The organism is Mesorhizobium sp. M7A.F.Ca.US.010.02.1.1 (assembly GCF_004023085.1).
In the GTDB taxonomy this organism is placed as follows: domain Bacteria; phylum Pseudomonadota; class Alphaproteobacteria; order Rhizobiales; family Rhizobiaceae; genus Mesorhizobium.
Window position 1 is genome coordinate 271,350 of record NZ_RZRV01000001.1, and the last position, 26,911, is coordinate 298,260.

At 63.2% G+C, this 26,911-nt stretch carries 32 protein-coding genes; 16 read left to right on the forward strand and 16 right to left on the reverse strand.

The genetic code is table 11. From position 1 onward, the window contains the following. Positions 1-71: 71 nt before the first annotated feature. Together EOA19_RS01255 and EOA19_RS01260 are read right to left on the reverse strand one after the other, a co-directional pair. Entirely contained in the window at positions 72-551 is a 480-nt protein-coding gene (locus tag EOA19_RS01255; protein WP_023808693.1) for an SRPBCC family protein, read from the reverse strand. Beyond that, a complete protein-coding gene (locus EOA19_RS01260) occupies positions 548-904 on the reverse strand; it encodes a metalloregulator ArsR/SmtB family transcription factor (RefSeq protein ID WP_128302460.1) in 357 nt (118 codons plus the stop codon). Before EOA19_RS01260 ends, EOA19_RS01255 begins: the two co-directional genes overlap by 4 nt. Before the next feature lie 159 nt (positions 905-1,063). On the opposite strand from EOA19_RS01260, the gene EOA19_RS01265 reads away from it, so the two are divergent. Then, positions 1,064-1,411, forward strand: coding sequence for an ArsC family reductase (locus EOA19_RS01265; RefSeq protein WP_023808691.1), 348 nt, complete (start codon positions 1,064-1,066; stop codon positions 1,409-1,411). A gap of 222 nt (positions 1,412-1,633) precedes the next feature. Here EOA19_RS01265 and EOA19_RS01270 read toward each other — a convergent pair whose 3' ends face one another. From EOA19_RS01270 to EOA19_RS01280, 3 genes are read right to left on the reverse strand one after another with little or no spacing between them, the layout of a single operon-like run. After that, positions 1,634-1,990 carry a DUF488 domain-containing protein gene (locus EOA19_RS01270; RefSeq protein ID WP_128302461.1) on the reverse strand — a complete coding sequence of 119 codons (357 nt, stop codon included), beginning with the start codon at positions 1,988-1,990 and terminating at the stop codon, positions 1,634-1,636. A 19-nt stretch (positions 1,991-2,009) separates the two neighbouring features. After that, positions 2,010-3,266: an aminopeptidase gene (locus EOA19_RS01275; protein WP_128302462.1), complete on the reverse strand. Its 1,257-nt coding sequence runs from the start codon at positions 3,264-3,266 to the stop codon at positions 2,010-2,012. Continuing rightward, on the reverse strand, positions 3,263-4,255 hold the full coding sequence (locus EOA19_RS01280; protein WP_128302463.1) for a LysR substrate-binding domain-containing protein: 993 nt from the start codon (positions 4,253-4,255) through the stop codon (positions 3,263-3,265). The genes EOA19_RS01275 and EOA19_RS01280 overlap by 4 nt, the downstream gene beginning before the upstream one ends. Before the next feature lie 94 nt (positions 4,256-4,349). On the opposite strand from EOA19_RS01280, the gene EOA19_RS01285 reads away from it, so the two are divergent. The 3 genes from EOA19_RS01285 (at position 4,350) to sbmA (ending at position 7,218) form a co-directional block, all read left to right on the forward strand. Further along, positions 4,350-4,571, forward strand: a complete 222-nt coding sequence (locus EOA19_RS01285) for a hypothetical protein (protein WP_128302464.1) — start codon at positions 4,350-4,352, stop codon at positions 4,569-4,571. 113 nt (positions 4,572-4,684) lie between these two features. Further along, a complete protein-coding gene (locus EOA19_RS01290) occupies positions 4,685-5,845 on the forward strand; it encodes a YbfB/YjiJ family MFS transporter (protein WP_128302465.1) in 1,161 nt (386 codons plus the stop codon). A gap of 113 nt (positions 5,846-5,958) precedes the next feature. Further along, positions 5,959-7,218, forward strand: coding sequence for a peptide antibiotic transporter SbmA (sbmA, locus tag EOA19_RS01295; RefSeq protein ID WP_128302466.1), 1,260 nt, complete (start codon positions 5,959-5,961; stop codon positions 7,216-7,218). Between the two features lie 34 nt (positions 7,219-7,252). Here sbmA and EOA19_RS01300 read toward each other — a convergent pair whose 3' ends face one another. After that, a complete protein-coding gene (locus EOA19_RS01300; RefSeq protein ID WP_128302528.1) occupies positions 7,253-8,251 on the reverse strand; it encodes a polysaccharide deacetylase family protein in 999 nt (332 codons plus the stop codon). Between the two features lie 214 nt (positions 8,252-8,465). Here EOA19_RS01300 and EOA19_RS01305 point away from each other — a divergent pair, with 214 nt between their 5' ends. Then, positions 8,466-9,131, forward strand: a complete 666-nt coding sequence (locus EOA19_RS01305; protein WP_023808683.1) for a tetratricopeptide repeat protein — start codon at positions 8,466-8,468, stop codon at positions 9,129-9,131. Beyond that, complete coding sequence (der, locus tag EOA19_RS01310) at positions 9,128-10,561, forward strand: ribosome biogenesis GTPase Der (RefSeq protein ID WP_128302467.1); 1,434 nt, start codon at positions 9,128-9,130, stop codon at positions 10,559-10,561. The genes EOA19_RS01305 and der overlap by 4 nt, the downstream gene beginning before the upstream one ends. Positions 10,562-10,818: 257 nt before the next feature. Here der and EOA19_RS01320 read toward each other — a convergent pair whose 3' ends face one another. Then, positions 10,819-11,727, reverse strand: a complete 909-nt coding sequence (locus EOA19_RS01320; protein WP_023808681.1) for a LysR substrate-binding domain-containing protein — start codon at positions 11,725-11,727, stop codon at positions 10,819-10,821. Positions 11,728-11,846: 119 nt separating this feature from the next. Here EOA19_RS01320 and EOA19_RS01325 point away from each other — a divergent pair, with 119 nt between their 5' ends. The 7 genes from EOA19_RS01325 to EOA19_RS01355 all read left to right on the forward strand — a co-directional run bounded on the left by EOA19_RS01325 (position 11,847) and on the right by EOA19_RS01355 (position 17,426). Beyond that, positions 11,847-13,142 carry an MFS transporter gene (locus EOA19_RS01325; protein WP_128302468.1) on the forward strand — a complete coding sequence of 432 codons (1,296 nt, stop codon included), beginning with the start codon at positions 11,847-11,849 and terminating at the stop codon, positions 13,140-13,142. A 144-nt stretch (positions 13,143-13,286) separates the two neighbouring features. Then, complete coding sequence (locus EOA19_RS01330) at positions 13,287-14,471, forward strand: cell wall hydrolase (RefSeq protein ID WP_023808679.1); 1,185 nt, start codon at positions 13,287-13,289, stop codon at positions 14,469-14,471. 254 nt (positions 14,472-14,725) lie between these two features. Continuing rightward, positions 14,726-15,133 carry an AtpZ/AtpI family protein gene (locus EOA19_RS01335; RefSeq protein WP_023808678.1) on the forward strand — a complete coding sequence of 136 codons (408 nt, stop codon included), beginning with the start codon at positions 14,726-14,728 and terminating at the stop codon, positions 15,131-15,133. Between the two features lie 59 nt (positions 15,134-15,192). Then, the gene (locus EOA19_RS01340; RefSeq protein ID WP_128302469.1) at positions 15,193-15,951 is read left to right on the forward strand and encodes a F0F1 ATP synthase subunit A; all 759 of its coding nucleotides are present in this window, start codon (positions 15,193-15,195) and stop codon (positions 15,949-15,951) included. Between the two features lie 85 nt (positions 15,952-16,036). After that, the gene (locus tag EOA19_RS01345; RefSeq protein ID WP_006206606.1) at positions 16,037-16,261 is read left to right on the forward strand and encodes a F0F1 ATP synthase subunit C; all 225 of its coding nucleotides are present in this window, start codon (positions 16,037-16,039) and stop codon (positions 16,259-16,261) included. Positions 16,262-16,324: 63 nt separating this feature from the next. Beyond that, positions 16,325-16,924 (forward strand): F0F1 ATP synthase subunit B, encoded by a 600-nt coding sequence (locus EOA19_RS01350; protein WP_128302470.1) that lies wholly within the window; start codon positions 16,325-16,327, stop codon positions 16,922-16,924. Positions 16,925-16,934: 10 nt separating this feature from the next. After that, positions 16,935-17,426 (forward strand): F0F1 ATP synthase subunit B, encoded by a 492-nt coding sequence (locus EOA19_RS01355; RefSeq protein ID WP_023808675.1) that lies wholly within the window; start codon positions 16,935-16,937, stop codon positions 17,424-17,426. Positions 17,427-17,557: 131 nt separating this feature from the next. On the opposite strand, the gene EOA19_RS01360 is transcribed toward EOA19_RS01355, so the two are convergent. Both EOA19_RS01360 and EOA19_RS01365 read right to left on the reverse strand, forming a co-directional pair. Then, positions 17,558-18,253 (reverse strand): ribonuclease HII, encoded by a 696-nt coding sequence (locus EOA19_RS01360; protein ID WP_127290952.1) that lies wholly within the window; start codon positions 18,251-18,253, stop codon positions 17,558-17,560. Between the two features lie 151 nt (positions 18,254-18,404). Beyond that, complete coding sequence (locus EOA19_RS01365) at positions 18,405-19,559, reverse strand: PA0069 family radical SAM protein (RefSeq protein WP_023808673.1); 1,155 nt, start codon at positions 19,557-19,559, stop codon at positions 18,405-18,407. 149 nt (positions 19,560-19,708) lie between these two features. Between EOA19_RS01365 and EOA19_RS01370 the strand changes: the two genes are divergently transcribed. Next, positions 19,709-20,233, forward strand: a complete 525-nt coding sequence (locus EOA19_RS01370) for a glycosyltransferase (RefSeq protein ID WP_023808672.1) — start codon at positions 19,709-19,711, stop codon at positions 20,231-20,233. A 143-nt stretch (positions 20,234-20,376) separates the two neighbouring features. Continuing rightward, the gene (locus EOA19_RS01375; protein WP_023808671.1) at positions 20,377-21,351 is read left to right on the forward strand and encodes a hypothetical protein; all 975 of its coding nucleotides are present in this window, start codon (positions 20,377-20,379) and stop codon (positions 21,349-21,351) included. 7 nt (positions 21,352-21,358) lie between these two features. On the opposite strand, the gene EOA19_RS01380 is transcribed toward EOA19_RS01375, so the two are convergent. The 7 genes from EOA19_RS01380 to EOA19_RS01410 form a co-directional block, all read right to left on the reverse strand. Beyond that, positions 21,359-21,781 (reverse strand): aldehyde-activating protein, encoded by a 423-nt coding sequence (locus EOA19_RS01380; protein ID WP_023808670.1) that lies wholly within the window; start codon positions 21,779-21,781, stop codon positions 21,359-21,361. A 137-nt stretch (positions 21,782-21,918) separates the two neighbouring features. Further along, positions 21,919-22,473 carry a molybdenum cofactor biosynthesis protein B gene (gene moaB, locus EOA19_RS01385; RefSeq protein ID WP_023808669.1) on the reverse strand — a complete coding sequence of 185 codons (555 nt, stop codon included), beginning with the start codon at positions 22,471-22,473 and terminating at the stop codon, positions 21,919-21,921. After that, entirely contained in the window at positions 22,460-23,359 is a 900-nt protein-coding gene (locus EOA19_RS01390) for a 4-(cytidine 5'-diphospho)-2-C-methyl-D-erythritol kinase (protein ID WP_023808668.1), read from the reverse strand. Before EOA19_RS01390 ends, moaB begins: the two co-directional genes overlap by 14 nt. Positions 23,360-23,379: 20 nt before the next feature. Further along, a complete protein-coding gene (locus tag EOA19_RS01395) occupies positions 23,380-23,565 on the reverse strand; it encodes a membrane protein (RefSeq protein WP_023808667.1) in 186 nt (61 codons plus the stop codon). A gap of 128 nt (positions 23,566-23,693) precedes the next feature. After that, positions 23,694-24,557 carry a S49 family peptidase gene (locus EOA19_RS01400; protein ID WP_128302471.1) on the reverse strand — a complete coding sequence of 288 codons (864 nt, stop codon included), beginning with the start codon at positions 24,555-24,557 and terminating at the stop codon, positions 23,694-23,696. 79 nt (positions 24,558-24,636) lie between these two features. Further along, positions 24,637-25,437 carry a methyltransferase gene (locus EOA19_RS01405; RefSeq protein ID WP_128302472.1) on the reverse strand — a complete coding sequence of 267 codons (801 nt, stop codon included), beginning with the start codon at positions 25,435-25,437 and terminating at the stop codon, positions 24,637-24,639. Next, complete coding sequence (locus tag EOA19_RS01410) at positions 25,437-25,661, reverse strand: DUF2007 domain-containing protein (protein WP_127257011.1); 225 nt, start codon at positions 25,659-25,661, stop codon at positions 25,437-25,439. Before EOA19_RS01410 ends, EOA19_RS01405 begins: the two co-directional genes overlap by 1 nt. Positions 25,662-25,882: 221 nt before the next feature. Between EOA19_RS01410 and EOA19_RS01415 the strand changes: the two genes are divergently transcribed. Continuing rightward, positions 25,883-26,899 carry a polyprenyl synthetase family protein gene (locus tag EOA19_RS01415; RefSeq protein WP_023808663.1) on the forward strand — a complete coding sequence of 339 codons (1,017 nt, stop codon included), beginning with the start codon at positions 25,883-25,885 and terminating at the stop codon, positions 26,897-26,899. The last annotated feature ends 12 nt before the right edge of the window (positions 26,900-26,911 follow it).

Sequence of the window (26,911 nt, forward strand, 5' to 3'; positions counted from 1 at the left end):
GGTCTCGTCGCTGAAGGTTGAAAAATAAGCATGGCGGCCGGGACGATGTCCCAGGCCGCCATGTGAGAGGCTCAAATGGTCTTCACGTACTGCGCAAGCTGATCGGCCACCGTGCCCCAGCCGTCGAAGAAACCCATCTCTTCATGGTTGTTGCGGGTCGCCTCGTCGCCATGGATGGCGGTGGCGGTGTAGCGCGTGCCCTTGCCGTCCGGCTGCAAGGAAATGACAGCGGTGATGAAGGGTTCCCCTGACGGCCGGTAACCCGGCAACAATGCATCCGTCCACACCAGCCGCTCGTTCGGCACGATTTCGAGATAGCAGCAATGGCGGTCGTTGACCTCATTGCCGTCGGGCGACTGCATGCGCGTCCGGAACAGACCGCCCGGCCTGAGGTCGATCTCGCAGTCGGTGATCATCCAAGGCCTAGGCGTGAACCATTGCTTGACATGCTCAGGCGTCGTCAAGGCGCGCCACAGCAATTCGCGCGGCGCATCGATGACGCGCTCCAGCACGAGGTCCAGCCTGGGATCCGGCTTGAGGGGATAGATCATTTTTCTGTCTCCTGGAGGGTCATCACATAGGCTTCGAACTGGTCGAGGCGGCGCTCCCACAGCGTGCGCTGTTCGGCCAGCCAGTTTTCGGCAAGCTTCAGCGGCTCGGGTGCCAGTTGATAGGTCCTGACCCGGCCGGTCTTTTGCGAGCGCACCAGCCCGCAACCTTCGAGGATTTTGAGATGTTCGATGAAGGAGGGCAGGGCCATGTCGAACGGTTGGGCAAGCTCGCTGACCGAGGCAGGGCTGCGGTTCAGCCGCTCCACCACGCGTCGCCGCGTCGGATCGGACAGTGCGCGAAAGATGCCGTCGATCGGTGGACGGCTCGGAGTTGTGGTCTGAAGGCTTGTCATTGGTCATCCCGGGTGTCGTCGAAAGCGGCTCGAAAATACTTAGGAAAATTCCTTAGTGTTGACAAGCCCAAAAACACTGGGACACCGGTGCGACCGCTGGCAAAGCGCGCAGAGCGTCCTTAATCTGCGGTCAGATTCGAAATCGGAAGGGCCGCTGTTTTGACGATCATCATCTACGGCATCACCACCTGCGACACCGTCAAGAAGGCGCGCGTCTGGCTGGAGGGCCATGATGTTTCCTACCGTTTTCACGATTTCAGGGCAGAGGGGCTGGACGCCAAGCGTCTTGACGGCTGGGTTGGCAAGGTCGGCTGGGAAAAGCTGCTCAACAAGGCGAGTACGACGTTTCGCGAACTGGCGGAAAAGGACAAGCAGGGCCTGGATGAAAAGAAGGCCAAGGCGTTGATGCTGGCCAAGCCGACCGTGATCAAGCGGCCGGTGCTGGAGGTCGGTGATCGGATTCTGGTGGGGTTCAAGGCTGATGTTTATCAGGCGGCGGTGAAGTAGCGTAGCGAGAAGGCGACGCTGCCAATCTCCCCCCTTGCGGGGGATGGCCGGCAGGCCAGAGGGGGGTGTGAAGGATCGCCACCCTTTGACTGTTCGTCTCAGAATTTGGCCGGTGATTGGCTGACAGGTCGGCGGGACAGCACCCCCCTCTGCCCTGCCGGGCATCTCCCCCGCAAGGGGGGAGATTGGCCAATCGCCGACCTTACAGATTGTGGGCGCCCTTCAATCCGTCTTTCTGAGAAATGCCGCCAGCGCCACCGCATTGTTGTGCTTCTCATCATGCGCGCCGTAGAGCAGTGTCACCTTGCCGTGGCGAAGCAGGCCGCGCAATTCACCCACCGCATCTTCATTCCCGTCCAACTCAACTCGGTACTGCTTCTGAAACTCAGCCCAGCGCGCCGCCTCATGGCCGAACCATTTGCGCAGATCGTCGCTCGGCGCGATGTCCTTCAGCCACAGCGCCAGCGCGGCGTCCTCCTTGCTGACGCCGCGTGGCCAGATTCGGTCGACCAGAACCCGTTGCCCGTCATCGGGCGCGGGTGGCTCGTAGATACGCTTGACCGCTAGGTCGAAGGCCATCGGACCCTCCGTAAGCGGGTCAGGCCCACTCGCCCTTGCGCATGACGGGCACGCGGGCGCCGTCCTTGTGAACGCCATCGATGTCGATCTTGTCCGAGCCGATCATCCAGTCGATGTGGATTAAACTCTTGTTGCCGCCGCGCGCCGCGATCTCGTCCTGGCTGAGCGAGGCGCCGTCGACGAAGCACTTCGAATAGCACTGGCCGAGCGCGATGTGGCAGGCGGCGTTCTCATCGAACAGCGTGTTGAAGAACAACAGCCCGCTCGCCGAGATCGGCGAGGAATGTGGCACCAGCGCCACCTCGCCGAGGCGGCGCGCGCCCTCATCCGTATCGAGCACCTTCTTCAGCACGTCCTCGCCCTTCGATGCCTTGGCCTCGACGATCCTGCCTTCTTCGAAACGCACCGAAATGTCGTCGATCAGCGTGCCCTGGTAGGACAGCGGCTTGGTCGAGGAAACATGACCCTCGACCCGCCTTGCGTGCGGCGTGGTGAAGACCTCCTCGGTCGGGATGTTGGGGTTGCAGGTGATGCCGTTCTTGGCGGTCGAGGCGCCGCCCATCCATTCATGGCCGTCCGCCAGCCCAACGGTCAGGTCGGTGCCTGGCCCGGTGAAATGCAGCGCATGGAAATTATGGCCGTTGAGCCATTCGGTGCGGCTGCGCAGCGCTGCGTTGTGCGCTTTCCAGTTGCCGATCGGGTCCTCCACATCGACCCGCGAGGCGGCGAAGATGGCATCGGCAAGCTTCACCACGGCAACGTCGTCGGCATCGCCGGGGAAGACCTGTCTGGCCCAGGCGAGGTCCGGATAGGCGACGATGTTCCAGTTGATGTCGAAGCCGGTGATCTTTTCCAGCGCCGGCTGATACGCCATCGAATTCGCCTTGTTGGCGCGCGCCACCTTCGCCGGATCCTGAGCCGACAACAGCGATGGATCCTCGCCGCGCACGGCAAGCCTGGCCGCATTGTTGGCAAAGGCTTTCGCCATGCCCTCATAAAGCCAGCCGGCGGCGCGGTCGAAGCTCGCGTCGGCGCCGAAACGGTAGCGGGCCAGCATCATCTCGTCATCGTTGAAGATTGGCGTCACCAGCCCGGCGCCGGCCTTGTAGGCATGCTCGACGATCCGCCTGGTCAACGGCAGTGCCGCGATCGACGAAGTCAACACCAGATCCTGGCCTGGCTGCAATTGCAGCCCGACCTTGATGGCGACTTCCGCCAGCCTGTCGAGCTTCACCGGGTCGATCGATGCGGAAACGCCGCGCGAATGTGTGGTCATGATCCTGCCTGTCGTAGTTTGATGTCCGACTCTACATAGCTCGGTGCCTCCGTCCTTTCCACCGCGATCGCGACGGTGGGTTCTGCGTTCGCGGACCCGAACCGCGCCATGGTTGCCTCGATCTCTTCCCTGATCCAGAGCTTGAAATCCCGGACCTTGCGGCTTTCCGCCTTGACGGACGAGGTCACCAGCCAATAGCCGAGCCCGCTCTGGGCGCGGATTCCGAAAGGCGCCACCAGCCGCCCGTCGGCCAGCGCATCCGCGGCGAGCAATTGCCAGCCCAGCATCACGCCATGGCCGGCAATCGCCGACTCCAGGCACAGCATCGGGTCGGTGAAACGCGCACCCTTGAGGAAGGTGACAGGTGGGACACCGGCCGTTTCGAACCAGCTTTCCCAGTTGATCATCGCCCGCTCGTCGGTAATCGCGCAGGTCTGGGCAAGGTCCTCGATCGATTTCAGTTTTTGGGCGATCGCCGGCGCGCAGACCGGGAAGACTTCCTGCGCCAGGAGCAGTTCCGTGCGCCCGCCCGGCCATTTGCCGTCGCCGAGCCGGATGGCGATGTCGATGTCCGAGTGATCGAGATTGGCCAGCCGCACCGAAGCGTCGATGCGCAGCAGCACGTTGGGATGCCGGTCGAAGTGGCGAGATAGTCTGGGCAACAGCCACTTCGAGGCAAAGGCCGGCGCCACCGAAACCACCAATGTGCATTGCGTAGCCTCGTCGGCCAGCGCCACGGCCTGGGAAAGCTCACGAAATCCAGCACCAAGGCGGGCCGCGAAGACGGTGCCGAACTCAGTCAGCACCAGACCGCTCGCCGTTCGCTCGAACAGCGCCTGGCCGAGCTGTTTTTCGGTACGGCTTATCTGCTGGCTGACGGCGCTGACGGAAACGTTGAGTTCACCGGCCGCCGCCGCCAGCGATCCGAGCCGGGCAACGGTTTCGACGGCGCGGAGGCCGTTGAGATGGACGCGGTTGAGCATGGCCATTGAGTTTTTCTAAACTGATCCGGCTGAAATCTCAATTGAAAGGCATGTCTAAACGGCAGATTTTGTCGGGAGAGACAGACCCGTGGAGCCGGAAATGCTGAGGATCTTGTCGTCATCGCTGAGGGTCTTTTTCGCTGCGACTACTTCGCATGAGCCGCGCCAGGACAGCGAAACGCAGAGATGGCTGATCGATCCGCTTTCGCATCCGGTGCTGAACACCATGTCGGAGCGCGAACTGGGCGATGTGCCGTTCAGGCTGACGGCACGGCGGACAGTGCACGAGACGGTTCCACTATGCGCCGGCGGTCGCTGCTGAGCAGGTGCCAAGCGTTCCGGCTCGAGGAAAGTCGAGGCGAGCACGTCCCGCGTACGCACTGGCCCAACAGATGGCGATTGTTTCAGCGATCCCTGCACTTATTGTGCAGTGCAATGACATCAGCCACCTCGACAGCGCTGCGGTTCGCTCTCGCCGGCATGATTGCCATGGCGATTGCCATGGGCATCGGCCGTTTCGTCTACACGCCGATCCTGCCCGGGATGATGCAGGAACTGCATCTGTCGCCTGCCGATGCCGGCTGGATCGCGTCGGCCAATTATCTCGGCTACCTCGTCGGCGCGTTGGCAGCGGCGGGCGGCTGGGCGCATGGGCGCGAGCGCCTGCTGATGCTGGCGGGGCTTGGCGCCAGTGCGGTCCTTGCCGCGCTGATGGGGCTGACCGAAGCGATGGCGGCCTTTCTCGCCATCCGCTTTCTGGCCGGTCTGGCCAGCGCCTTCGTCATGGTGTTCATGGCCAGCATCGTGTTCAGCCATATCGCGGCTGCCGGTCGCAACGACCTGCAGGCCTGGCATTTCGGCGGCGTCGGGCTCGGCATAGCGGCATCGGCGGCGATGATGGCGGTGCTGGTCGCCGAGCATTCGGGCTGGGCGGCAGGCTGGCTGTGGTCGGCGACGATTTCGGCCTGTGGTTTCGTCCTCGTCGCTCTGTTGGTCAATGAGGGTCCGCTCGGCAACGGCGAAGTCACCCGCGAGCCGGCACTGCGGATGGACCGGTCGTTGGTCAAGGTCATCATCGCCTACGGCCTGTTCGGCTTTGGCTATGTGGTGACGGCGACATTCCTGGTCGCCATCGTTCGGCAAGGCGGCGGCAGCCGCATCTTCGAGGCCATGGTGTGGATGGTCGCCGGTCTTGCGGGCTTTCCCTCCGTCTGGCTCTGGCAGAAGATCGCGGCCCGGACCGGCCTCTATGCCGCCTATGCGCTGGCGTGCTTCATCGAAGTTGCCGGCGTCACCGCCAGCGTCGCCATCGGCGGAGCCACCGGGCCGCTGCTTGCCGGCGTGCTGCTCGGCGGCACCTTCATTGCCATTACCGCCTTTGGCCTGCAAGCCGCCCGGCAGCAGGCGCCAGAGGCGCCGCGGCGGATCTTTGCCCTGATGACGGCTGCGTTCGGCCTTGGCCAGATCATCGGTCCGGTCGCAGCCGGATTTCTGGCGCAAATGTCCGGCGATTTCTTCCTCGCCTCGATCACCGCCGCAACCATGCTGGTCGTCTCGGGCGCCATCACCTGGTCGGCTGCGCCAAAATCGCCATGATTGTGGGCTTGCTGTGCCGGGCATCGGGCACGGGCATTTTCTTTCCCACTAATGTGTGACTTTATGCCCGCTGTCGTCAGCTGATTTGCGCCTAGATCGAGGAATTCGCCACAGTGTTCGTATCCTTTTTCCCGCAGCCGAAGCTCTTTTTCACTTCGGCCGCCATCTGGAGCCTTGCGGCGATCCTGTTCTGGTTCTTCGGTGGTGAACAATTGGGTGCGGTTTTCGGATTGCCGCCCGCCGCGGCCGGCGCGCCGCCCCTCATCGGCATCGCCATCCTCGTATCGAAGCCGTTCCTCTGGTTCTATCTCTATTTCGCGTTCTGCGTGCTCGTCTTCTATGCATTCTGGAGTTGGTATTCGCCGCATCCATGGCAGCGCTGGTCGATCCTGATGACCGCGGTCATTCTGTTCTTCATCTATTTCAATGTGCAGGTCAGTGTCGCCGTCAACGCCTGGTATGGGCCTTTCTTCGACTATGTGCAGGGCCTGATGTCGGGGACTGGAAAGTCTACCAACAGCGAATTTTATATCGGATTGGCCGATTTTTCGTGGCTGGCGCTGGTCGGCATGAATGTGCAGGTGGTCAATGCCTTCATCGTCAGTCACTGGATCTTCCGTTGGCGCACGGCGATGAACAACTACTTCGTCGAGAACTGGGGCAGGCTGCGCCATATCGAGGGTGCCTCGCAGCGTATCCAGGAAGACACGATGCGGTTCTCGCAGATCATGGAAGATCTCGGCTCCAGCTTCGTCCAGTCGATCATGACGTTGATCGCATTCCTGCCGGTCATGATTCAGTTGCAGGCCCATATCACCGAGTTGCCGATTATCGGCGCGATCCCGCAGCCATTGGTTGTCGCGGCCCTTGCCTGGTGTCTGTTCGGGACGATCTCGGTCATGGTTGCCGGTTTGAAGCTTCCAGGGCTGCAGTTCCGCAACCAGCGTGTCGAAGCCGCCTACCGCAAGGAACTCGTCTACGGCGAGGATCATGCGGACCGGGCCCAGCCGGCCACCACTGCCGAGCTGTTCGAGAATGTTCGTCACAATTATTTCAGGCTCTATTTTCACTACATCTATTTCAACGTCGTCCGTTACACCTACCTGCAGGCCGACAACATTTTCTCGCTGCTGATCCTCGGTCCCTCGCTGGTGGCGCACAAGATAACGTTCGGCGCGCTGAACCAGATTTCGAACGCGTTCGGCAAGGTGACCGGTTCGCTGCAGTTTCTGCTCACCTCCTGGTCGACCATCGTCGAGCTGCAATCGGTCCACAAGCGCCTGCGCGCCTTCGAGGCGACGCTCCAAGGCGAGCCGCTGCCTGAAATCGACCAGCGCTATCTGGCAAGGCAGGGCGCCGAGGACCCAGCCTAAAGACCGAGGTTGGAAATCGAACCGGGTTGGCGGCTCAGCCGCCGACCGAGACCTGCCTTTGGCCAGCATCCTGGCGCGAAACATACTCGCGAAAACTGATGCATTCGACATCCGCCTTGACGCAGACGTCGCCGGCAAAGCGCTCCAGCGCGTTCCAGTAGGCGCCGTCATTCATCAGCGCGAAGTGGAAGCCGAGTTCCAGCGGAATGCGTTTTCCCGCATACTGCCTGTCGAAGGCGGCGCGGAAGGCAGCATAGGTCCGGTTGGCGAACTCGCCCGCTTGGCTTGGCCGCTCGAAGCCGCCGGAATGCCTGACATAGAGATTGTAGTCCATGGCAATCACCGGCCGCGACTTCGGTCCTTCGGGAATCTGAGGCAGGGAAAAGTGCATGATGCCGTTGCTGGACGTCGGTCGGGCAGGGCCTTGCGAGACGCCGCTGGCATCGAATTGATATCCGGCCGCCGGCAGCGCTTCGTAAAGCGCCTTGCTGGTCGACAGGTACGGCGCGCGAAAGCCGACCACCGCATGCCGCGCGAAATCGCGCCAGCCCTGTGGTTCGGGTGCAATGCCGTTGATCGCATAGGCGTTTTCGAGAATGTGCTCGAACGAACTGAACTCTTTCAGCCAGTCCGCCTTGCTCCAGTCCTTGCCGTCGAAATGGCCGCAGCCATGGCTGGCGATGTCGTGGCCTTCATGCGCGGCAAGGCCGATCTGTTCGAGCCGCTCGGTGACTTCCTGCTTGGAGGCGGCAAAGCCGATGTTGGATTTGCCGGCGCTTTTGCCGGGTGCGGTGTACTCCTTGCGCGTCTCCGTCGACAGCAGGAAGACGCAGGACAGAAAATAGGTGAAATGCGCGCCGGTGCGCTCAGCCAATGCCCGGCTGCGTTTCCATTGCGAAATATCGCGGGCGCTGTCGAATGAGATGATGACGACCTGTTTCGGCTTTGCCGGCACCGGCGGATCGGCCAAAGCCCCGCCACCAGTGGTGAGCGCGGCAAGCGAAAACGCAACAACGCGGAACGGACGAAGCATAGGCAATCTGATCTTCACTCGGGGAACGTCTGCACGCCGGCTATCGCCTAAATGTGGCGTGGGTGCGATGAGCCTTTTCGGCTGCTTGTCCGGGGCAAACATCCGTTTGCCCCGGACAATAGGCGATTTTCCGGTTGAACCCCTTCCATGCCGGCAAAATTTCGCTAAAACGCGGGCTGACAAAGGCCCGACGGGGCAGGAATGGTTTGATTTGATGTCCGACGACAGTTTCATCCGTGAAGTCAACGACGAGATCCGTCGCGAACAGGCGCAGGCGCTGTGGGACCGTTTTGGCCCCGCTCTGATTGTCGTTGCGATCCTCGTGGTGCTCGGCACCGCCGCCTTCGTCGGCTACCGCTATTGGGACGAGACGCGCGCCAACCGCTCGGGCGATGCGTTCTCGCAGGCGCTGAAGCTCGCCAATGACGGCAAGAACGATGAGGCGCTGACCGCGCTCGATCAGTTGGAGAAGGATGGCTACGGCGCTTATCCATTGCTCGCCCGCATGCGCGGCGCGACCGTCAAGGCGAACAAGGGTGACGTCCCCGCCGCCGTCAAGGATTTCGACGAAGTCGCCGCCGATACGGCCATTCCCCAGGGCATTCGCGACATGGCGCGCCTGCGGGCAGCACTGCTGCTTGTCGACCACGGCTCCTTTGCCGACGTCTCCAGCCGTGTCGAAGCGCTCACATCCGACACCAACACGCTGCGCCACACGGCGCGCGAGGCACTCGGCCTTTCCGCCTGGAAGGAAGGCAAGACGCAGGATGCGCTGAAACTGTTCGACCAGATCGCCGCCGATGACGGCGCCCCGCGCAACACCCGCGAGCGCGCAACATTGATGTCCGAGCTGATCCGCGGGTCGGGCAGTGCGTCGTGACCTTCAAAGTCGCCATCATCGGCAGACCTAACGTCGGCAAATCGACTCTTTTCAATCGGCTGGTGGGAAGGAAGCTGGCGCTCGTCGACGACACGCCGGGCGTCACCCGCGACCGTCGCGTCCATGCCGCCAAGCTCTACGACCTGCATTTCGATGTCATCGACACCGCCGGCTTCGAGGACGCTGGCGCCTCGACCTTGCCCGGCCGCATGCGTGCGCAGACCGAGATCGCCATCCGCGAAGCCGACCTGATCTTCTTCACCATCGACGCCAAGTCCGGTCTGTTGCCTGACGACAGGACCTTCGCCGAGATCGTGCGCAAGTCCGGCAAGCCGGTCGTGCTGGTCGCCAACAAGGCCGAGGCGAAGGGCGCCCAGGGCGGCATGCTGGAAGCCTGGGAGCTCGGCCTTGGCGAGCCGATCCCGGTTTCGGCCGAGCATGGCCAGGGCATGCCCGATTTGCGCGACGCCGTGATCGGCGCGCTCGGCGAAGCGCGCGCCTTCGGCGAAGAAGAAGATGGCGAAGACGAAGACGTCGCTGCCGGCGAGGTGCTGATCGGCGAGGATATCGTCGATCCGGATGCCGAGCATGCCTATGACGACACCAAACCGATGCGCATCGCCGTTGTCGGCCGTCCCAATGCCGGCAAGTCGACGCTGATCAACGCGCTGATCGGCGAAGAGCGGCTGCTCACCGGACCGGAAGCCGGCATTACCCGCGATTCGATCTCGGTCGATTGGGATTGGCATGGCCGCCGCCTGAAACTGTTCGACACGGCCGGCATGCGCCGCAAGGCCAGGATCCACGAAAAGCTGGAAGTGATGTCGGTGCAGGACGGCCTGCGCGCCATCCGGTTTGCCGAGATCGTCATCATCGTCCTCGACGCCACCATCCCCTTCGAGAAGCAGGATCTGCAGATCGCCGACCTGATCATCAGGGAAGGCCGGGCGCCGGTGATCGCCTTCAACAAATGGGATCTGATCGACCATCCCCAGGAGCTTCTGGCCGAACTGCGCGAGAAGACGGAACGGCTTCTTCCCCAGGCGCGCGGCCTCCAGGCCGTCCCTGTCTCCGGCGAGACCGGGCGCGGCCTCGACAAGCTGATGGATGCCGTCATCAGGACGCACAAGGTGTGGAACAGCCGCGTCTCGACCGGCAAGCTCAACCGTTGGCTGGAAGGCATCCTGGCACACCATCCGCCGCCTGCCGTGGCCGGGCGCCGGCTGAAGGTCAAATACGTCACCCAGGCCAAGACCCGGCCGCCGGGTTTCGTTGTCCAGTGCTCGCGGCCCGATGCGATGCCGCAATCCTATGTCCGCTATCTCTCCAACAGCCTGCGCGAAGCCTTCGACATGCCCGGCGTACCGATCCGCATCGCGCTGCGCAGGTCGGACAATCCATTCGCCGGCAGGTCCAACAAGCGCAAATAAGCGGTCGGGCTCGAATGAGCCCCTTTGCTCGCGGGAATTCTCCGCAACGTTGGCGGGACAGCACCCCCCTCTGGCCTGCCGGCCATCTCCCCCGCAAGCAGGGAGATCAGCAGTTCGTTCTGACGGCGCCTTTCTTGCAACGTTGAAGATTCGCGAGAGCACTCGCGACATCCAATCTCCCCCTTGCGGGAGAGATGTCCGGCAGGCCAGAGTGGGGGGTGTGAAGGAACGCGACGCTGGATACCTGTTCCGGCTGTCTAAGCGACCTCCTTCAACCGCTCGTCCCGTGGCAGCGCCTGCAACGCCGCCTGCAACAATATGTCGGCCAGCCGCGCTGCCACCGGATCCAGTTCAGCATCCTTCTGGTGCAGCACCAACGCCATTTTGGGCAATGCCGGCAGCCCGGCGATCTCCGGCGTCATTGCGCTGACGCTGGCCGGCAGGCCGATGTCGGTGCGGATCGTCAGCCCCAGTCCCGCCGCCACAGCTGCCCAGATGCCGCCAAGGCTCGGGCTGGAAAAGGCCATCCGCCACGACAGCCCGGCGCGGTCGAGCGTTTCGGTTGCCACCGTGCGCAGAAGGCATGGCGCTTCGAGCGCCACCAGCGGCAACGGCTCGCCGTGCCGCAGGCTGGTCTCGATGCGCTTTGCCGGCCCGATCCAACGCATCGGCACATCGGCGACATGCTGGCTGTAGGGCAGCGTTTCGCCGCAGTGCCAGGCGAGCGCGATGTCGAGACTGCCTGACATGACCCTTTCGGCAAGGTCGTGGCTGCGTGCGATCCTGGCTTCGATCTTCACCTTGGGGTGCGCCCGGGCAAATCGGCCGAGCACGTCCGGCAGCACCGCCTCGCCGAAATCTTCCTGCAAGCCGAGCCGTACCCAGCCTTCCAACTCGACATCATGGATGGCGGATGCCGCCTCGTCATTCAATTCGATCAGCCGGCGCGCATAGCCGAGCATGGTCTCGCCGGCCTCGGTCAAAGCGAGGCCGCGTCCTGATTTGCGGAAGATCGGCGTCGCTGCCTGTTCTTCCAGTTTCTTCAATTGCGCGCTGACCGCCGACGTCGACCGGCCAAGCCGGTCAGCGGCCTTGGCAAAGCTACCCAGCTCCATACCGGTGACGAAACTGCGCAGGACGTCGAGGTCGAAAGTTACGCGTCGCATGTGTGAAGTCCCGATTTTCAGGATTGTATGTCCAAAACTTCCTGATTTTCAGGATGAAATTATGGCGGTAGGGACAGATCGTCAAGGCCGGACCACTGGCCAGCACGGGAAATGAAGTCATGTCCGCCATTGTCAATTGCACCGACCGGCAGCCGTCAGAACTCCTGGAAGATACGGCAGCCGGTTCCGCCGAAAGGGTATTCAAGCCCGGCCATCGCTGGAAGGTTCTGGGCATCGGCGTCGCCGCCAATGCCGCCTTCTCGGCTACGTTCTCCGGCATCCCGGCGACGGCGGTCGTTCTTCGCCAGGGCTATCACCTGGGCAATGCCGAGCTCGGCCTGGCGCTCGGCCTTCTCGGGCTGGGGGTCGCGCTCAGCGAACTGCCCTGGGGCCTGCTCACCGATCGCTGGGGCGATCGCCGCGTGCTCCTGATCGGGCTCGGCGCGACGGCGGTGTGGCTCCTGGTCATGGCGATGCTGGTTGTGCCGACAAAGGCCGGTACTCCCGGCGTCACGCTGCTCGCCGCGAGCCTGCTCATCACCGGACTGCTCGGCGGCAGCGTCAACGGTTCGAGCGGCCGCGCCATCATGGGCTGGTTCCGGGAAAACGAGCGCGGCTTTGCAATGAGCATCAGGCAGACGGCGGTGCCGCTCGGCGGCGGCCTTGGCGCGCTCGTGCTGCCCTCGCTTGCGCTGGCTTTCGGCTTTGGCGCGGTGTTCGGGGTGCTGGCGGGCGCATCCGCTCTGTCTGCCCTGTTCGCCTGGCGCTGGCTGCACGAGCCGCCGACGGCGGGGGAGGGCCATCTCGCTTCGGCTGTGGCCGGACCGGCGCCGCTGCGCAACCGCGATGTTTGGCGTATCGCGACCGCCATCGGCCTGCTCTGCTTTCCGCAGGTGGCCGTGCTCACCTTCGCCTCCGTGTTCCTGCACGATTTCGTTGGGTTGGGAACGGCGGCGATCAGCGCGAGCCTCGCCGCCGTTCAGATCGGCGCCATGGTCATGCGCATCTGGAGCGGCCGCTTCACCGACCGTCACGGCAACCGCCGCCAATTTCTTCGCTTGTGCAGCGCGTTCAGCGCCCTTGCCTTCGCCATGCTTTGGCTGCTGGTCCTGTTCGGCCCAACCGTTCCGGGCGGCCAGCTCATCTGCTTGGCGGTCCTTCCAGTCGTGCTTATTGTCGCAGGCATCTCCGTCTCCGCCTGGCACGGCGTCGCATACACCGAGCTTGCCACCCTTGCCGGCGCCAGCCATGTCGGGACCGCGCTCAGTCTTGCCAACACCTTTGTTTTTGTCGGCTTCTTTCTGGTACCGGTGGCCATTCCGGGGCTCTTGCACCTCTGGTCCTGGTCCGGCGTCTGGCTGGCGGCCGCCATCTGCGCGCTGATCGCCCGGCCGATCTTCCTGCGTCCGGCCTGAATAGTCGGCCGCAAAATCGCCTGACTTCGCAACCACGACCTCGGGTCGGCCGGGAAAACCCGATCGAAGCCGTTAACGTCCCATCAAGGTTAATGCATCATTTTGCTCTCCAGTGGGGTCAGTCGCGTTCCTGGAGAGTGTTCCGTGCATCGACGTGTGTTGAAGCGGCTGGTTGCCGCCGCCGGTGAGAGAAAACGTGGCTTTCTGGCTCCGCTCGTCATCGGTTTCGGCATCTGGATCGGCTTTCCGACGGTCGCCGCCTATCAGGACATGACGAGCCTGGTTTCCGGCCTCGAAGCATCGAGCACGCGCTGGAATTCCTATGTCGAGAAATCCGTCGCCGGCTCGACCCATGCGGCCGAGATGCCCTTTGCCGATTCTGATGTCACCGGCTCCATCTCCGGATCGGGTGTCCACCTGGCCGGTGTCGGCAACGTGTCGTTTCGCGGCAAGGGCGGCAAAGTCAGCGGCACGCCCGATGAGGACCGCGTCGTGCGCGCCGAGAAGAAAGGGCGCATCGTCCAGATGTCTCCCGTCGCACCGCCGAAGAACTTCAACGCCGGCTCGATCTTCGAGCGCACCTCCTCCTTGCTGCGGCCCAGCATGGACAGCGGCCTGAAAATGGCTTTCGCCAAGCCGCAGATCAAAGGCAAGGAAATCCAGATCGCCGCGGCATTCCATGCGCGCGAGGACAAGAAGCCGGATCCCGGCGTGCCGGCCATGCTGGCAGCGCTGGTCAACAACGACCATCCGGACGTGCTGGCCACCGCCTACGCGCAGTCCGAGCCTGATTATGCCAAGGCATCGCCCTTCGAAGCCCTCCTTCAGGACGAGCAGCCCAATGAGGGCCGCTTCATTCCGCCGATGGCCAAGGGCGATCATTCGTGGATCCAGAACCCGCTGCCCGCCAGTGTCTTCTCCCAAAAGGAGCAGGCATGCCTTGCCAACGGCATCTATTTCGAGGCGAGGAGCGAATCCGTGCGCGGCCAGGCCGCTGTCGCCCAGGTCATCCTCAACCGCGTCCGCAATCCGACCTATCCGAATTCGATCTGCGGCGTCGTCTACCAGAACGACAGCTGGTTCAACCGCTGCCAGTTCTCCTTCGCCTGCGACGGCAGGAAGAAGCGCATCGATAGCCCAGCCGCCTACAAGACCGCCCAGGAGATCGCCATGGCCGTCACTGCCGGCAAGATCTTCATCCCGGAGGTCGGATCGTCGACCCACTACTATGCCCAATATGTCCATCCCGGCTGGGCGCGCACAATGCAGAAGATGACCAAGATCGGCCTGCATATCTTCTATCGGACCTATGGCGGCGGCTGGAGCTGAGTGCAGAGCAGCCGCTGATCTTTGATGTGGCGCGCAGCCTATCGAAGAGCCATTGCGCAGGGGATTCGCGCCATGCATCCTCGTCATCATGGCGGGCACGATGTCGCACCTTTCTAATTGATTGATTTTATTGCCTAAAATACATGGCAATGAACTTCCGCCCGTGGCTTGACGGGCGCAAACCCTCTAACTATGTTGCCGGCGACTTTAGAAGCGGACGGACGGTGACGGTCTGACCGGGCAGGGGGGTTGCGATGGCCGACAAGAATGGGCCAGACGGAACCGGAAAAACCGGCCGCGGCAATCAGCATGAACCCGATATCCGCGACGACGATCTTGAGCGCCGCCGCCGTGACCTTGAAGCTTCGCTTGCGACAAGGCGGCCGGGCCGGCTCGAGGGGAAAGACGACGCGAAAGCGGGCAGTGTGGCCGGTTATGGTCAGGCGCTCAAACTCTCCAGCGAGTTTATCGCCGGGGTGGTGGTGGGTGCCGGCATCGGCTGGATCATCGACCGTCTGGCGGGGACATCGCCATGGGGTCTGATCGTGTTTCTGCTGCTTGGTTTTGGCGCCGGAGTGCTCAATGTGATGCGTTCCGCCGGCGTTGTGGCAGAATTTGGACAGGGCGATAAATCGCGCCGTGACCAAGACGACAAGAAATGACCGCGCTTCATGTGCGGTAATGGTAACGAGGCCGTACGCGGCATTGACGGGGTTTGAACGTGGCAGCTGACAAGGTCGATCCGATCCACCAGTTCCATATCAACAAGCTGATTCCGATCGACATCGGCGGCTATGACCTGTCTTTCACCAATTCGGCGCTGTTCATGGTCGCAACCGTGATCGTCGCGGCTGGATTCCTGTTTCTCACGACGTCGAGCCGCAGCCTGGTTCCCGGGCGGCTTCAGTCGGTCTCCGAGATGGCCTACGAGTTCGTCGGCAACATGTTGCGCGATGCCGCCGGCACGCAAGGCATGAAGTTCTTCCCTCTCGTGTTCTCGCTGTTCATGTTCGTGCTCGTCGCCAATCTGCTTGGCCTGTTCCCGTATTTCTTCACCGTCACCAGCCACATCATCGTCACCTTCGGCCTTGCCGTGCTGGTGATCGCAACCGTGGTCGTCTACGGCTTCATGAAGCATGGTTTTGGCTTCCTGAAACTGTTCGTGCCGCATGGCGTGCCGATCTTCCTGCTGCCACTGGTGGTGCTGATCGAAGTGATCTCCTTCGTGTCGCGCCCGGTCAGCCTCTCGGTTCGTCTGTTCGCCAACATGCTCGCCGGCCACATCACGCTGAAGGTGTTCTCCGGCTTCGTGGTCAGCCTGAGCGCGCTCGGCGCGGTCGGCGTCGCCGGCTCTATCCTGCCTCTGGCGATGGCGGTGGCGCTGACGGCACTGGAACTGCTGGTCGCCTTCCTGCAGGCCTACGTCTTTGCCGTGTTGACCTGCATGTATCTCAACGACGCCCTGCACCCCGGGCATTAGGTCCAAAAGTTTCCGGCCCAGGAATTTCCAACATTGGCGCCGGATGGAATCGCAACGGAATTTTAGATCCAAAGGAGTTGAACAAATGGACGCAGAAGCAGCAAAGTACATCGGCGCCGGCATCGCTTGCCTGGGCATGGGTGGCGCGGGCATTGGCCTCGGCAACATCTTCGGCAGCTACCTGGCGGGCGCTCTGCGCAACCCGTCGGCTGCCGATGGCCAGTTCGGCCGCCTGATCTTCGGCTTCGCCGTGACCGAAGCTCTGGGCATCTTCTCGCTTCTCATCGCGCTTCTGGCCCTGTTCGGCTGAGCACTCGGGAAGATTGGACAGGCCGGCCGCGCAAGCGGCGGGCCTGAATTTCGGGGATAGTCCATGTTCGTGACATCTGCCTTTGCGCAAGAGTCCGCGCCATCAGCCGATACCAGCCACGCTGCGACGGAAGGCGAAACGCATTCCGGCACCAGCGTGCCTGCTGAAGCGCATGGCACGTTTCCGCCATTCGATCCGGCGACGTTCCCGTCGCAGCTTCTGTGGCTGGCGATCACCTTCGGGCTGTTCTATCTCTTCCTGAAGCGGGTGGTGATGCCGCGCGTCGGCGGCATCATCGATGTCCGCAACGATCGCATCACGCAGGACCTTGACCAGGCGGCCAAGTTGAAGGGCGAGGCCGACGCCGCCGTTGCTGCCTACGAGCAGGAACTGGCGGAAGCCAAGACCAAGGCCAACGCGATCGGCCAGCAGGCCAACGACGCGGCCAAGGCCGAGGCCGACACCGCGCGCAAGAAGGTCGAGGCCGCGCTCGACGCCAAGCTTGGCGAAGCCGAAGCCCGCATTTCTTCCATCAAGGTCAATGCCATGAAGGAAGTCGGCAGCATCGCCGAGGATACCGCTTCGGCGATCGTCGAAGCCCTGGTTGGCGGCAAGGCCAGCAAGGCCGAGATCGCGGCCGCGGTCAAATCCGTGGCCCGGTGAGGAGCGCATCATGGATTACACATCTCTCGCGACGCTCTGGGCCACGGTTGCCCTGGTCATCTTCCTGGGCATTGCCGTCTACATCAAGGTGCCTCGCCTGATCGCCAAGGCGCTCGACGCCCGCGCCGCCAGGATCAGCAATGAACTGGACGAAGCACGCCGACTGCGCGAGGAGGCCCAGCAACTGCTTGGCCAGTATCAGCGCAAGCGCAAGGAAGCCGAGCAGGAGGCCGCCGACATCGTCGCCGCCGCCAAGCGCGAAGCCGATATGCTTGCCGCCGAGGCGCACAAGAAAACCGAGGACTATGTTGTCAGGCGCACCGCGCTTGCCGAACAGAAGATCGGCCAGGCCGAGCGTGACGCCATCAGCGAAGTCCGCGCCAGCGCCGTCGATATCGCCGTCGAGGCAGCGCGCGCGCTGCTTGCCGGCAAGATCGACGCCAAGGCCGGTGCCGATCTGTTCAAGGCTTCGCTTGCGGACGTGAAGTCGAAGCTGAACTGAGCCCTCACAGCCCTCATACAATTAAAGCCGCCCGGGCAACCTGGCGGCTTTTTTGCTTGGAGAGTGCGTGAGACGCCGAAGCGGTCAATCTCCCCACAAGGGGGAGATTGACTTGTCGCTGCTGCCGTTGCTCAATCCAGCCCAGCAAAGCTCTCTTCTTCGACCACTTCAGCGCCACCCAGCCTGAACGGCGAAAACGACACGCGATGCAGCCGCGCCACCGGGCCATGCGCTTCGATCGCGGTGCGATGGCGAACCGTGGCGTAGCCCATGTGGACTTCGAACCCGTAGCGGTCGTGATGATTGCCGCAGCCGCACATCATGCGGTCACGCATCACCTTGGCGACGATCGAGGCGGCAGCGATCGATTGCGAACGCTGGTCGCCCTTGATCAGCGCGCGCCCTTCACAAGGCAGCCCCGGCGGCACGTCGCGTCCATCAGCGAGGGCTAGTTTCGGTCGGACCGACAGTCCGACAAGGGCGCGCCGCATGGCTTCCAGGCTTGCCTTGAGGATGTTGCTGCCGTCGATGCCCTCGGCACTGATTGAGGCCATCGAGACCGCCTGCGCGGAGCCAAGAATTCGCAGGAACAAGGCCTCACGCTGCAAATGGCTGAGGCGTTTGGAATCGTCGAGGCCGTCCGGAATGTTGGCGGGATCAAGCACCACGGCCGCGGCGACCACCGGCCCGGCCAGGGGGCCACGGCCGGCCTCGTCCATCCCGGCGACCGGCCACAGGCCCTCCGCCATCGCCTTCGTCTCGAAGGAGAAGTCAGGCTTCTCGATGATCTCAAAGAGAGGCGGAGAATCAGAACGCGCGCGAGCCATGTTGCGGCGAGGTTCGCATCGGCTCTGATTCTCCGCAAGTCCCTCCGGGTCGGGTGGGGCGCCGGACCGGGAGGGCACCGTCTGCAGGCCGGGGCAGGCCGGACGGGATTCTGGTGCCGCGACGGATCAAACCACCGCGACGAATTGTCTCTCAAAGCAGCGTCAGCTGCACCTGGTCTTTCCCGGCGGCAACGAACTGGTCGGTCCGCAGCGTGCGCCGTTCGGCATTGAGGCCGAGCCGCTTGGCTGTGATCTCGAAGCGCCGGCCGATCTGCCAGGCGTAGGGACCGGCGCCCTTCATGCGCTTGCCCCATTCCGAATCGTAGTCCTTGCCGTCGCGCATCGAGCGGACCAGCGACATCACATGGCGGTAGCGGTCGGGATAATGGCGCAGCAGCCAATCCTTGAAGATCGGGCTGACCTCCAGCGGCAGGCGCAGGATCACGTAGCCCGCTTCGCGCGCGCCGGCCGCACGTGCGGAATCGAGGATGCGTTCCATCTCCGGATCGGTCAGGCCCGGAATGATAGGAGCCACCATGACCGACGCCGGAATGCCGGCATCCGAAAGCTGCCGGATCGCTTCCAGCCGCTTGGTCGGTGTCGACGCGCGCGGCTCCATGGTGCGCGCCAGCATACGGTCGAGCGTCGTCACCGACAGCGCCACCTTGGCGAGCCCGCGTTCGGCCATGCGTGACAGGATATCGATATCGCGCGTCACCAGAGCGGACTTTGTCACGATGCCGACTGGATGGCCGCGCGCTTCCAGCACTTCGAGAATTTCGCGCATGATCCGGTATTGCTTCTCGATCGGCTGGTAGGGGTCGGTGTTGGTGCCGATGGCGATGGTGCGCGGCTGGTAGCTGTCTTTCGAAAGCTCCTTGTCAAGCAAGCGCGCCGCATCAGGCTTGGCGAACAACTTCGATTCGAAATCCAGACCCGGCGACAGGCCCATGAACGCGTGCGTCGGGCGGGCAAAGCAATAGACGCAGCCATGCTCGCAGCCGCGATAGGGGTTGATGGAACGGTCGAAGGAAATGTCGGGCGATTCGTTGCGGGTGATGATTGTGCGCGGCTTCTCGACCTGCACTTCGGTCTTGAAGGGTGGCAGTTCCTCCAGCGAATTCCAGCCATCGTCGAACACGTGCCGGCTGACCGGCTCGAACCGGCCGGACGGATTGATACCCGCTGACCTGCCGCGGTTGCGGTCCGGGCGGACACGCATGCCGCTCTGCTCGACCATCGCGTTGGCCATCTCGGCTCTTCCTGCTCCGAAAGCTGCAATGTCGGCGCGCACGATCTGTTCCATTTTCGCCCGCTCCCAGGGACTGTCCATGTTGTGTCGAATCGCTCTGCTCATGAAATTATTCCTATTTCGTTGATAAGAACAAAGCAAGAACTTTCTATGGTGCGATGCAAAACTGGCGCTGTCGGGCGCTTTCCGCTATTCGGCTAAGGATGCTCAGTGTTCTCATCGAAACCCGCAACGACGAGGAGGGCCTCGCCCGCACGCTCGCCTCGTTGATTGGCGGCGCGGTCGAAGGCGTGGTGCGTGAAGTCATCGTCTGCGACACAGGCTCTACCGACCAGACGCATCATGTGGCCGAGCATGCCGGCTGTCAGTACGTGACGGGCGGTGTCGCTGCCGGCATCCGCCAGGCCAAGGGGGATTGGTTGCTGCTCCTGGAGCCGGGCGCGCGGCTGGTGGAGGGCTGGATCGATGAAGTTGTCGCCCATACGGCCAGGCAGACCATGGCGGCACGGTTTTCGCGCACGCGAGCCAGTCGCACGCCATTCCTGGCCCGGGTCTTTTCGGGAAACCGCGCCTTGGCCGACGGCTTGCTGATCAGCAAGCGTCAGGCGGCGGCCGCGGCCAAGAGTGCCGGCAGTGCCGAGGCCATCGCCCGCGGCCTCGCGACGAAGCGGCTCGACGCCGAAATCTGGATGGCGCCGGCCAAGCAGGAGCGCCGCCCCTCGACGTGATTTTTTGCAGTTGCTCAGGTCATTGTGCATTGCACAAAGTTTGACGCGGGGTTAGCTTCCGTTCAAGCGGGAATTGGGTTTGGGTCATGCCGAGAGGCGAGCACCGATGCGGCATCGGTGGTGCTCTCATAGCCGAGGACCCAATGAAGCTTTCAACCCCCGACACATCCGGCGCGGCCAGTCTCGAGGCCATTGCGCGCAACGGCAGCCTGCTGCGGCGCATCGCCGTGCGTATTCCAACCTATCTGACGGACCTGCGTGAGAACCCTGCCTGGCTGCCGATGTTCGTGTTGGCGCGCACCATGCCCGGACGCCGCATGCATTGGCTCGGCGCAAAGCGCGCCCGCCCGGTCGCCAATGCCGGGGATACGATGTTTGCCGGTGTCGAACGGGGAGCGGTCGTCGATGCGTTGCGCTCCGACGGGCTGTTCTCAGGCCTGGTCCTGCCGCCTGATATCCATGAAGAGATCGCCGACTTCGCCGGGCGCACGCCTTGCTTCGGCAATTTCGACCGCCGTCTCGAATTCATGCCGGGGGAACATGCCGAGGCCGAGAAACGCCTTGGCCGCTCGCTGCTTAGCGGGCATTTTTTCGAGCGCATCCTCGACTGCCCGGCGGCGCTTGCCATCCAGCGCGATCCGCTGCTTCTGGATATTGCCGCGCACTATCTCGGCGGCCAGGCGAAACTGATCACGACGCGGGTCTGGTGGAGTTTTCCCACAGGTGCCGCTTCGGATGCCGACAAGAACCTCGCCTCGCTCGGCAAGTATCATTTTGACCTCGACGACTGGCGCATGCTGAAATTCTTCTTCTACCTCAAGCCGGTCGACGCCGACACCGGTCCGCATGTCTATGTCAGGGGCAGCCACAAGCGCCGCAGCCTAAAGCATCAGCTTACCCTTCTGGTCGGCCATCCCGCGCAACAGGTTCTGGATGTCTATGGCGAGCAGAGCCCGGTGACGCTGACCGGCGAGGCCGGTCTCGGCTTCGTCGAGGACCCCTTTGGCTTTCATATGGGCACCGTGCCGGCACGCACGCCGCGACTGATGATGGAAGTCGGCTTCGGCGTATCGCCGCCGTCGCGCCGACGGTTTCATGGCGAGCCGGTCATCCGCTGAGAGCTGCCTATCCGAAGCTCATCTCGACAGGCGTCCAGTGAGCGCGGCGCCTGGCTTGGCGCTGTGCCCGGCTTTCGGCATCGAAGTCGACACGAGCCGGCTCCTGATTGAACCGCTCTCGGTCGTCCAGGGCGTTGATGATGACGATCGCCCTTGCGTCATCCTCTCCGGCGATTGCGGCGACATAGACGCCGCAATCCCGGCAGATCAAATAGTCGGCCGTCCTCAGCCCGAACTGATATTTTCGCAATCGCGCCTCATCCTTGACCGAGATGGTCAGTCTGCCGTCCGGATCGGCAATGGCGCGCGAACCATGTCTGACACAGAACGAGCATTGGCAGGCGCGAACTTCGATTTGCGATGGGTCGAGTTCGGTTGAAAATGCAAGGCGTATGTTGCCGCAATGGCATCCGCCGGTATGCGTGGTCATGGTTCTGCCTTGTCGTGATGGCGATGATCGCCTTCAGGCAAGGTACTTTTCCGAGGTTCGGTTTGGAATGGTGTTTCGAAGGCACCGGTGCTGTTCTGCCTGCAAAAGCGGCGTGGAACCGACGCTTTGCCTGGCTTTTACAAAGCCGATTTGCCGCGCCGTAAATGCTCGTCCAGGCGCGGCATGATCTCGACGAAGTTGCACGGCATGTGCCGGTAGTCGAGCTGCGCTTTCAGGATGCCGTCCCACGCGTCCTTGCAGGCGCCTGGCGAACCCGGCAGCACGAAGACGAAGGTGGCGTTGACGACGCCGCCGGTCGCCCGACTCTGGATCGTCGAGGTGCCGATCTTGTCGTAGGAAATCCGGTGGAACACTTCCGAAAAGCCATCCATGCGCTTTTCGAAGATCGGCTCCAGCGCGTCCGGCGTCACGTCACGGCCTGTGAAGCCGGTGCCGCCGGTGGTGATGACGACATCGATATTCTTGTCCTGTGACCACGCCAGAACCGTGTCGCGGATTTTCTCGCGGTCGTCGGTGACGATATTGCGGGCCGCCAGCAGATGGCCGGCCTCGGTGATGCGGTCGGCCAGCGTCTGGCCGGATTTGTCGTCGGCGAGGCTGCGCGTATCCGAAACGGTCAGCACCGCGATGCGCACGGGAATGAAGGAGCGGCTCTCGTCAATTCTGGCCATCTGCGCCCTCCGATGCGATGCTGCGCGTCGCGGCAACGAACCAGTCGGGCTGGCGGCCGCGGATTTCGGCGGCGGCGCGCTTGGCGACATTGCCGGTTTCGAACAGGCCGAAACATGTCGCGCCGGATCCCGACATCCGCGAGAACCCCGATCCGGCCTTGTTCAGCCAGGAAAGCGCCCTGCCGATTGCGGGTTGCACCTCCAGCGCCGCGGGCTCGAGATCGTTGCGGGTGATCTCCAGCCAGTTGCGCAGGCTGTGAAAATCGATGCTGCGCGGCAGCGGCGGCAAGGCCTCATTGTCGCGCCGGGAAAGCGCTGCAAAGACATCCGCCGTCGACACCGGGGTGCCTGGATTGACCAACACCAGGCCAAGCGCCGAAAAATCCGGCACCATCGACAGTTCATCGCCGATGCCACGCGCCACCAGCGGCTTTGCCGCCAGGCACATCGGCACATCGGCGCCAAGCGAAAGGCCGATCCGCGCCAGCTCGCTGCCATCGATGTCCAGCGCCCATGTCTCCACCAGTCCGCGCAGCACGGTCGCCGCGTCGCTCGAACCGCCGCCGACGCCGGAGGCAACCGGCAGGTTCTTTTCCAGCCGAATAGCGACCGGCGGTGTTCTCTCGTGCCCGGCTGTCTGCCGCAGGGCATCGCGCGCCTTGAGCACCAGATTGCTGGCGTCGAGAGGAACGGCCGGGGCGTAACGGCCGGATACGGTAAACTCATCGCCGTCGGCGGGCGCGATTTCGACCCTGTCGCCAAACCGTGTGAACACCGCCAGGCTCTCGATCAGATGATAGCCGTCAGGGCGCCTGCCGGTGACATGCAGCGCAAGATTGATTTTGGCGTGTGCGTGCCAGCTACGCGACCCGATGTCGGTGTCCACAATCGTCTGCGGGATGATGCTCAGTCCTTGGCCAGCCGGTATTCGCCGGTCTTCGGATCCTTGACCAAAGTGCCGATCGCGCCGTTGGCCGTTTGCTTTTCTGTGCGCCGCACCTTGGCGGTCACGCGCTCGGCTTCCCTAATGAAGGTGCGGTAGCCGAAATAGGCGGCAACGCCAACGACGGCGAAGAAAATGATCTGCGGCATGCCAAAACTCCTCCCACGCTGGGCCGGCGAAGGCGGCCGGTCGGGTCGGTTGATGCATGTCGACCCGCTTTTGGGAACACGACATGCATGAAACTCAAGCTCTCATGCTAGACGGTTTTGCCGGGTTTTCAAAGCCCGAAGCGAGACCACAGCGCGCGCTCTTCCGCCGCATCGATCACGCCGCTGGCGGCAGCGGCTGCGATATCGGGCGCTGAAAAGCCCTTGCTTGAGCCGAACAGGCCGAAGCGGCTAAGGAAACCGCGCGGTGTCGTGATCAGCCTGAGTTGGGTTTTCGCCCCGAAACGGGTCTTGAGCACAGTGCGCATGTCGCCGAGCGCATCGACCAGCCCGAGTTCGAGGCCCTTGATGCCGGTCCAGAACAGGCCGGTGAACAGGTCCGGATCGTCCTTCAGTTTCGTGCCGCGCCGCTCCTTGACGAGGTCGATGAAGGTGCCGTGCACCTCGAGCTGCAGCGCTTTCAGGCGTTCGACGTCCTCCTTCTTCTCGGGCTTGAACGGATCGAGCACCGCCTTGTTCTGGCCAGCTGTGTGGACACGTCGCTCGATGCCGATCTTCTTCATCAGTTCCGGGAAGCCAAACGAAGCCGAGACCACACCGATCGACCCGACGATGGACGACGGGTCGGCGAAGATCTCGTCGCCGGCGACCGCGATCATGTAGCCGCCCGACGCCGCGACGTCCTCGACGAAGACCAGCACCTTTTTGTCCTTTTCCGTGGCCAGGTCACGGATGCGCTTAAAGATCAGCCGCGACTGCACCGGCGAGCCGCCGGGCGAATTGATGGAGATGGCGACCGCCGGCGCGTCGTAGGAAAACGCCTTCTCGATGAGGCCGGCGGTGGAGGCCAGCGACAGGCTCGGCCGGAACTGGCCACCGCCTGCCATGATGGTGCCGTGCAGCCGGATGACCGGAATGGTGACGACGGTGGAGCGCCAGGATTTCGGCAACAGGCGGTTGATGAGTCGTTTCACGAGGGCGCGGTCTCCGGTCGATAGGTTGCAGGCATGTAGGGATTTCCCGGCCAACGGCAATGTGGCCGGGCAGAATAGCTCAATCTCCGAACAGCGAGGCGAGGCCGTTGGTGATCATTTCGCTGCGCTCGTCGGGGCCGTTGCCTGATTGCGCGTGCAGCATCAGGGGCGGGCGTATGGCAAGCTTTCCCCGTGCCCCGAGCGCTGCCCGCACGACGATGCGGATCGCCGCCGCATCGGGACGAGGGTGGACGGCGAGCATCTCGGCATCGCCGAAGCGGCCGGCGATCGCATCGAGAATGGCGCCGAGCTGTTCGGGCCGGGCGATTACGGCGAGCCCGCCGCGCGGCCTCACCACCGCCGCCGCACTTCTGATCCAGCTCTCGAACAGCCCGTCCTCCATGACATGGGCTTCCTTTCGCAGGCGATCCGATGTGGCGCGGTCCCGGGGAGCATTGAACGGCGGGTTCATGATGACGAAGTCGAAGTCGTTGTCGGCAAGGCCGGCGGCCGCCCGCGCCCGGCCCGATACGGTGACATCGGCGACCAGCACGGATGCGCGATCGCTGAGATGGGCATTGCCGGGATGGGCAAGGGTGGCCGCCGCGAAGGCCGCCATTTCCGGCGCGCGTTCGACAAGCACCGCCTCTGCCGCCGGGCAGCGTGACAGCACCGCCAGTCCGGCAGCTCCGGCTCCGGCGCCGAAATCGGCCAGGCGCCCGCTAAAGGTCGATGGCACAGAGGCCGCCAGTATCATCGCATCCATGCCGGCGCGATGGCCGCTCTGCTTGGGCTGGACGAGCCAGAACCGGCCGCGATGGAAAGCGTCGACCGTATGGGCCGGCGTGTCCGGGACAAGGGCGGCGGGCGCGGCGGACATTATTTTCCGCGGATTTCGTTGGCGATGCCGGCATCCGTCAGGATGCGCCGTGCCGCGTCGGCCTGGTCGGCATCGACCATGACGCGTTTCTGCAAAAGGCCGATCGACCCTTCGAGAATGCTCATATTCTGATCGGCGACAAAGCAGGCGATGCCGGCGTCGCGCATCAGCGATTCAACAAAGGAGATGATCACGGCATCGTTGGTGCGGACAAGTTCTATCATCGTATGAAACTCGCAGTTTGCGCTATTGATGTAAACGGGCAGGGGATTCCGAGGCAGAGCCCCGTTCCCTCTCGGGTCCCCGTTCCCTCTCGGGTCGCTGACATTCCGTCATCGACGCCGCGCCAATTCGCCACTTGCCGTGGCCATGTCCGCCGCCCTAGAGTCCATGCAGGGACTAAGGGTGCCGTCGCACGCTCTATACCAAGACGGGAGTGATTGTTGTGGGTGTCGTTCTCAACATCGAAAACGGGAAGCGGGAGCCCGCCTCCATCAAGGATCTGATCGATCTGACAGTGGCGGATATGGGGCGCGTCAATGAATTGATCCTGTCCAAGGCCGGCTCCGACGTCGAGATGATCCCGGAGGTCGCCAACCATTTGATCTCGTCCGGCGGCAAACGGCTGCGGCCGATGCTGACGCTGGCCGCCGCGCAGATGTTCGGCTATGCCGGCGAGGGCCACGTCAAGCTCGCCACCTCCGTCGAATTCATGCACACGGCGACGCTTCTCCACGACGATGTCGTCGACGAGAGCGGCATGCGGCGCGGCAAGAAGACCGCCCGCATGATCTGGGGTAACCAGGCAAGCGTCCTGGTCGGCGACTTCCTGCTCGGCCAGGCTTTCCGCATGATGGTCGATGTCGGCTCGCTCGAAGCGCTCGATATCCTGTCGAGTGCTGCCTCCATCATCGCCGAGGGCGAGGTTATGCAGCTTGCCGCCGCCAAGAACCTCGAAACCACCGAGGACGAGCATTTCGCCGTCATCAAGGCCAAGACCGCCGCACTGTTTTCGGCTGCTGCCGAGGTCGGCCCCGTCATTGCCCAGGCGACCCGCAACGATCGTGCGGCGCTGCGCTCCTACGGCATGAATCTCGGCCTTGCCTTCCAGCTGATCGATGACGCGCTGGACTATGGCGGCACCAGCAAGGATCTCGGCAAGAATGTCGGCGACGATTTCCGCGAAGGCAAGGTGACCTTGCCGGTCATTCTCGCCTATCGGCGGGGCACGAAGGCCGAGCGCACTTTCTGGAAGCGTGCCATTGAGGACAATGTCACCGATGACGCCGGTCTGGAAAAGGCGATCGGCCTGATGACTCGCCATGGCGCCATTGCCGACACGATCGGACGCGCCCGCCATTTCGGCGAGATCGCCCGCGACGCGCTGGCGCCGCTGGAAGCGACGCCGCAGAAATCGGCGCTGATCGACGTCATCGATTTCTGCATCAGCCGGGTGAACTGAGCGGCGTCACCC

Coding starts and splice junctions, on each gene's coding strand:
- EOA19_RS01320 (WP_023808681.1), bottom strand. CDS start 11,727: ATGCGACGCGTAACTTTCGACCTCGACGTCCTGCGCAGTTTCGTCACC.
- EOA19_RS01410 (WP_127257011.1), bottom strand. CDS start 25,661: ATGATAGAACTTGTCCGCACCAACGATGCCGTGATCATCTCCTTTGTT.
- EOA19_RS01255 (WP_023808693.1), bottom strand. CDS start 551: ATGATCTATCCCCTCAAGCCGGATCCCAGGCTGGACCTCGTGCTGGAG.
- EOA19_RS01270 (WP_128302461.1), bottom strand. CDS start 1,990: ATGGCCTTCGACCTAGCGGTCAAGCGTATCTACGAGCCACCCGCGCCC.
- EOA19_RS01365 (WP_023808673.1), bottom strand. CDS start 19,559: ATGGAACAGATCGTGCGCGCCGACATTGCAGCTTTCGGAGCAGGAAGA.
- EOA19_RS01285 (WP_128302464.1), top strand. CDS start 4,350: ATGCTGAGGATCTTGTCGTCATCGCTGAGGGTCTTTTTCGCTGCGACT.
- EOA19_RS01260 (WP_128302460.1), bottom strand. CDS start 904: ATGACAAGCCTTCAGACCACAACTCCGAGCCGTCCACCGATCGACGGC.
- EOA19_RS01305 (WP_023808683.1), top strand. CDS start 8,466: ATGTCCGACGACAGTTTCATCCGTGAAGTCAACGACGAGATCCGTCGC.
- EOA19_RS01345 (WP_006206606.1), top strand. CDS start 16,037: ATGGACGCAGAAGCAGCAAAGTACATCGGCGCCGGCATCGCTTGCCTG.
- moaB (WP_023808669.1), bottom strand. CDS start 22,473: ATGGCCAGAATTGACGAGAGCCGCTCCTTCATTCCCGTGCGCATCGCG.
- EOA19_RS01275 (WP_128302462.1), bottom strand. CDS start 3,266: ATGACCACACATTCGCGCGGCGTTTCCGCATCGATCGACCCGGTGAAG.
- EOA19_RS01280 (WP_128302463.1), bottom strand. CDS start 4,255: ATGGCCATGCTCAACCGCGTCCATCTCAACGGCCTCCGCGCCGTCGAA.
- EOA19_RS01405 (WP_128302472.1), bottom strand. CDS start 25,437: ATGTCCGCCGCGCCCGCCGCCCTTGTCCCGGACACGCCGGCCCATACG.
- EOA19_RS01370 (WP_023808672.1), top strand. CDS start 19,709: ATGCTCAGTGTTCTCATCGAAACCCGCAACGACGAGGAGGGCCTCGCC.
- EOA19_RS01300 (WP_128302528.1), bottom strand. CDS start 8,251: ATGCTTCGTCCGTTCCGCGTTGTTGCGTTTTCGCTTGCCGCGCTCACC.
- EOA19_RS01325 (WP_128302468.1), top strand. CDS start 11,847: ATGTCCGCCATTGTCAATTGCACCGACCGGCAGCCGTCAGAACTCCTG.
- EOA19_RS01375 (WP_023808671.1), top strand. CDS start 20,377: ATGAAGCTTTCAACCCCCGACACATCCGGCGCGGCCAGTCTCGAGGCC.
- EOA19_RS01350 (WP_128302470.1), top strand. CDS start 16,325: ATGTTCGTGACATCTGCCTTTGCGCAAGAGTCCGCGCCATCAGCCGAT.
- EOA19_RS01360 (WP_127290952.1), bottom strand. CDS start 18,253: ATGGCTCGCGCGCGTTCTGATTCTCCGCCTCTCTTTGAGATCATCGAG.
- EOA19_RS01335 (WP_023808678.1), top strand. CDS start 14,726: ATGGCCGACAAGAATGGGCCAGACGGAACCGGAAAAACCGGCCGCGGC.
- EOA19_RS01290 (WP_128302465.1), top strand. CDS start 4,685: ATGACATCAGCCACCTCGACAGCGCTGCGGTTCGCTCTCGCCGGCATG.
- EOA19_RS01395 (WP_023808667.1), bottom strand. CDS start 23,565: ATGCCGCAGATCATTTTCTTCGCCGTCGTTGGCGTTGCCGCCTATTTC.
- EOA19_RS01355 (WP_023808675.1), top strand. CDS start 16,935: ATGGATTACACATCTCTCGCGACGCTCTGGGCCACGGTTGCCCTGGTC.
- EOA19_RS01380 (WP_023808670.1), bottom strand. CDS start 21,781: ATGACCACGCATACCGGCGGATGCCATTGCGGCAACATACGCCTTGCA.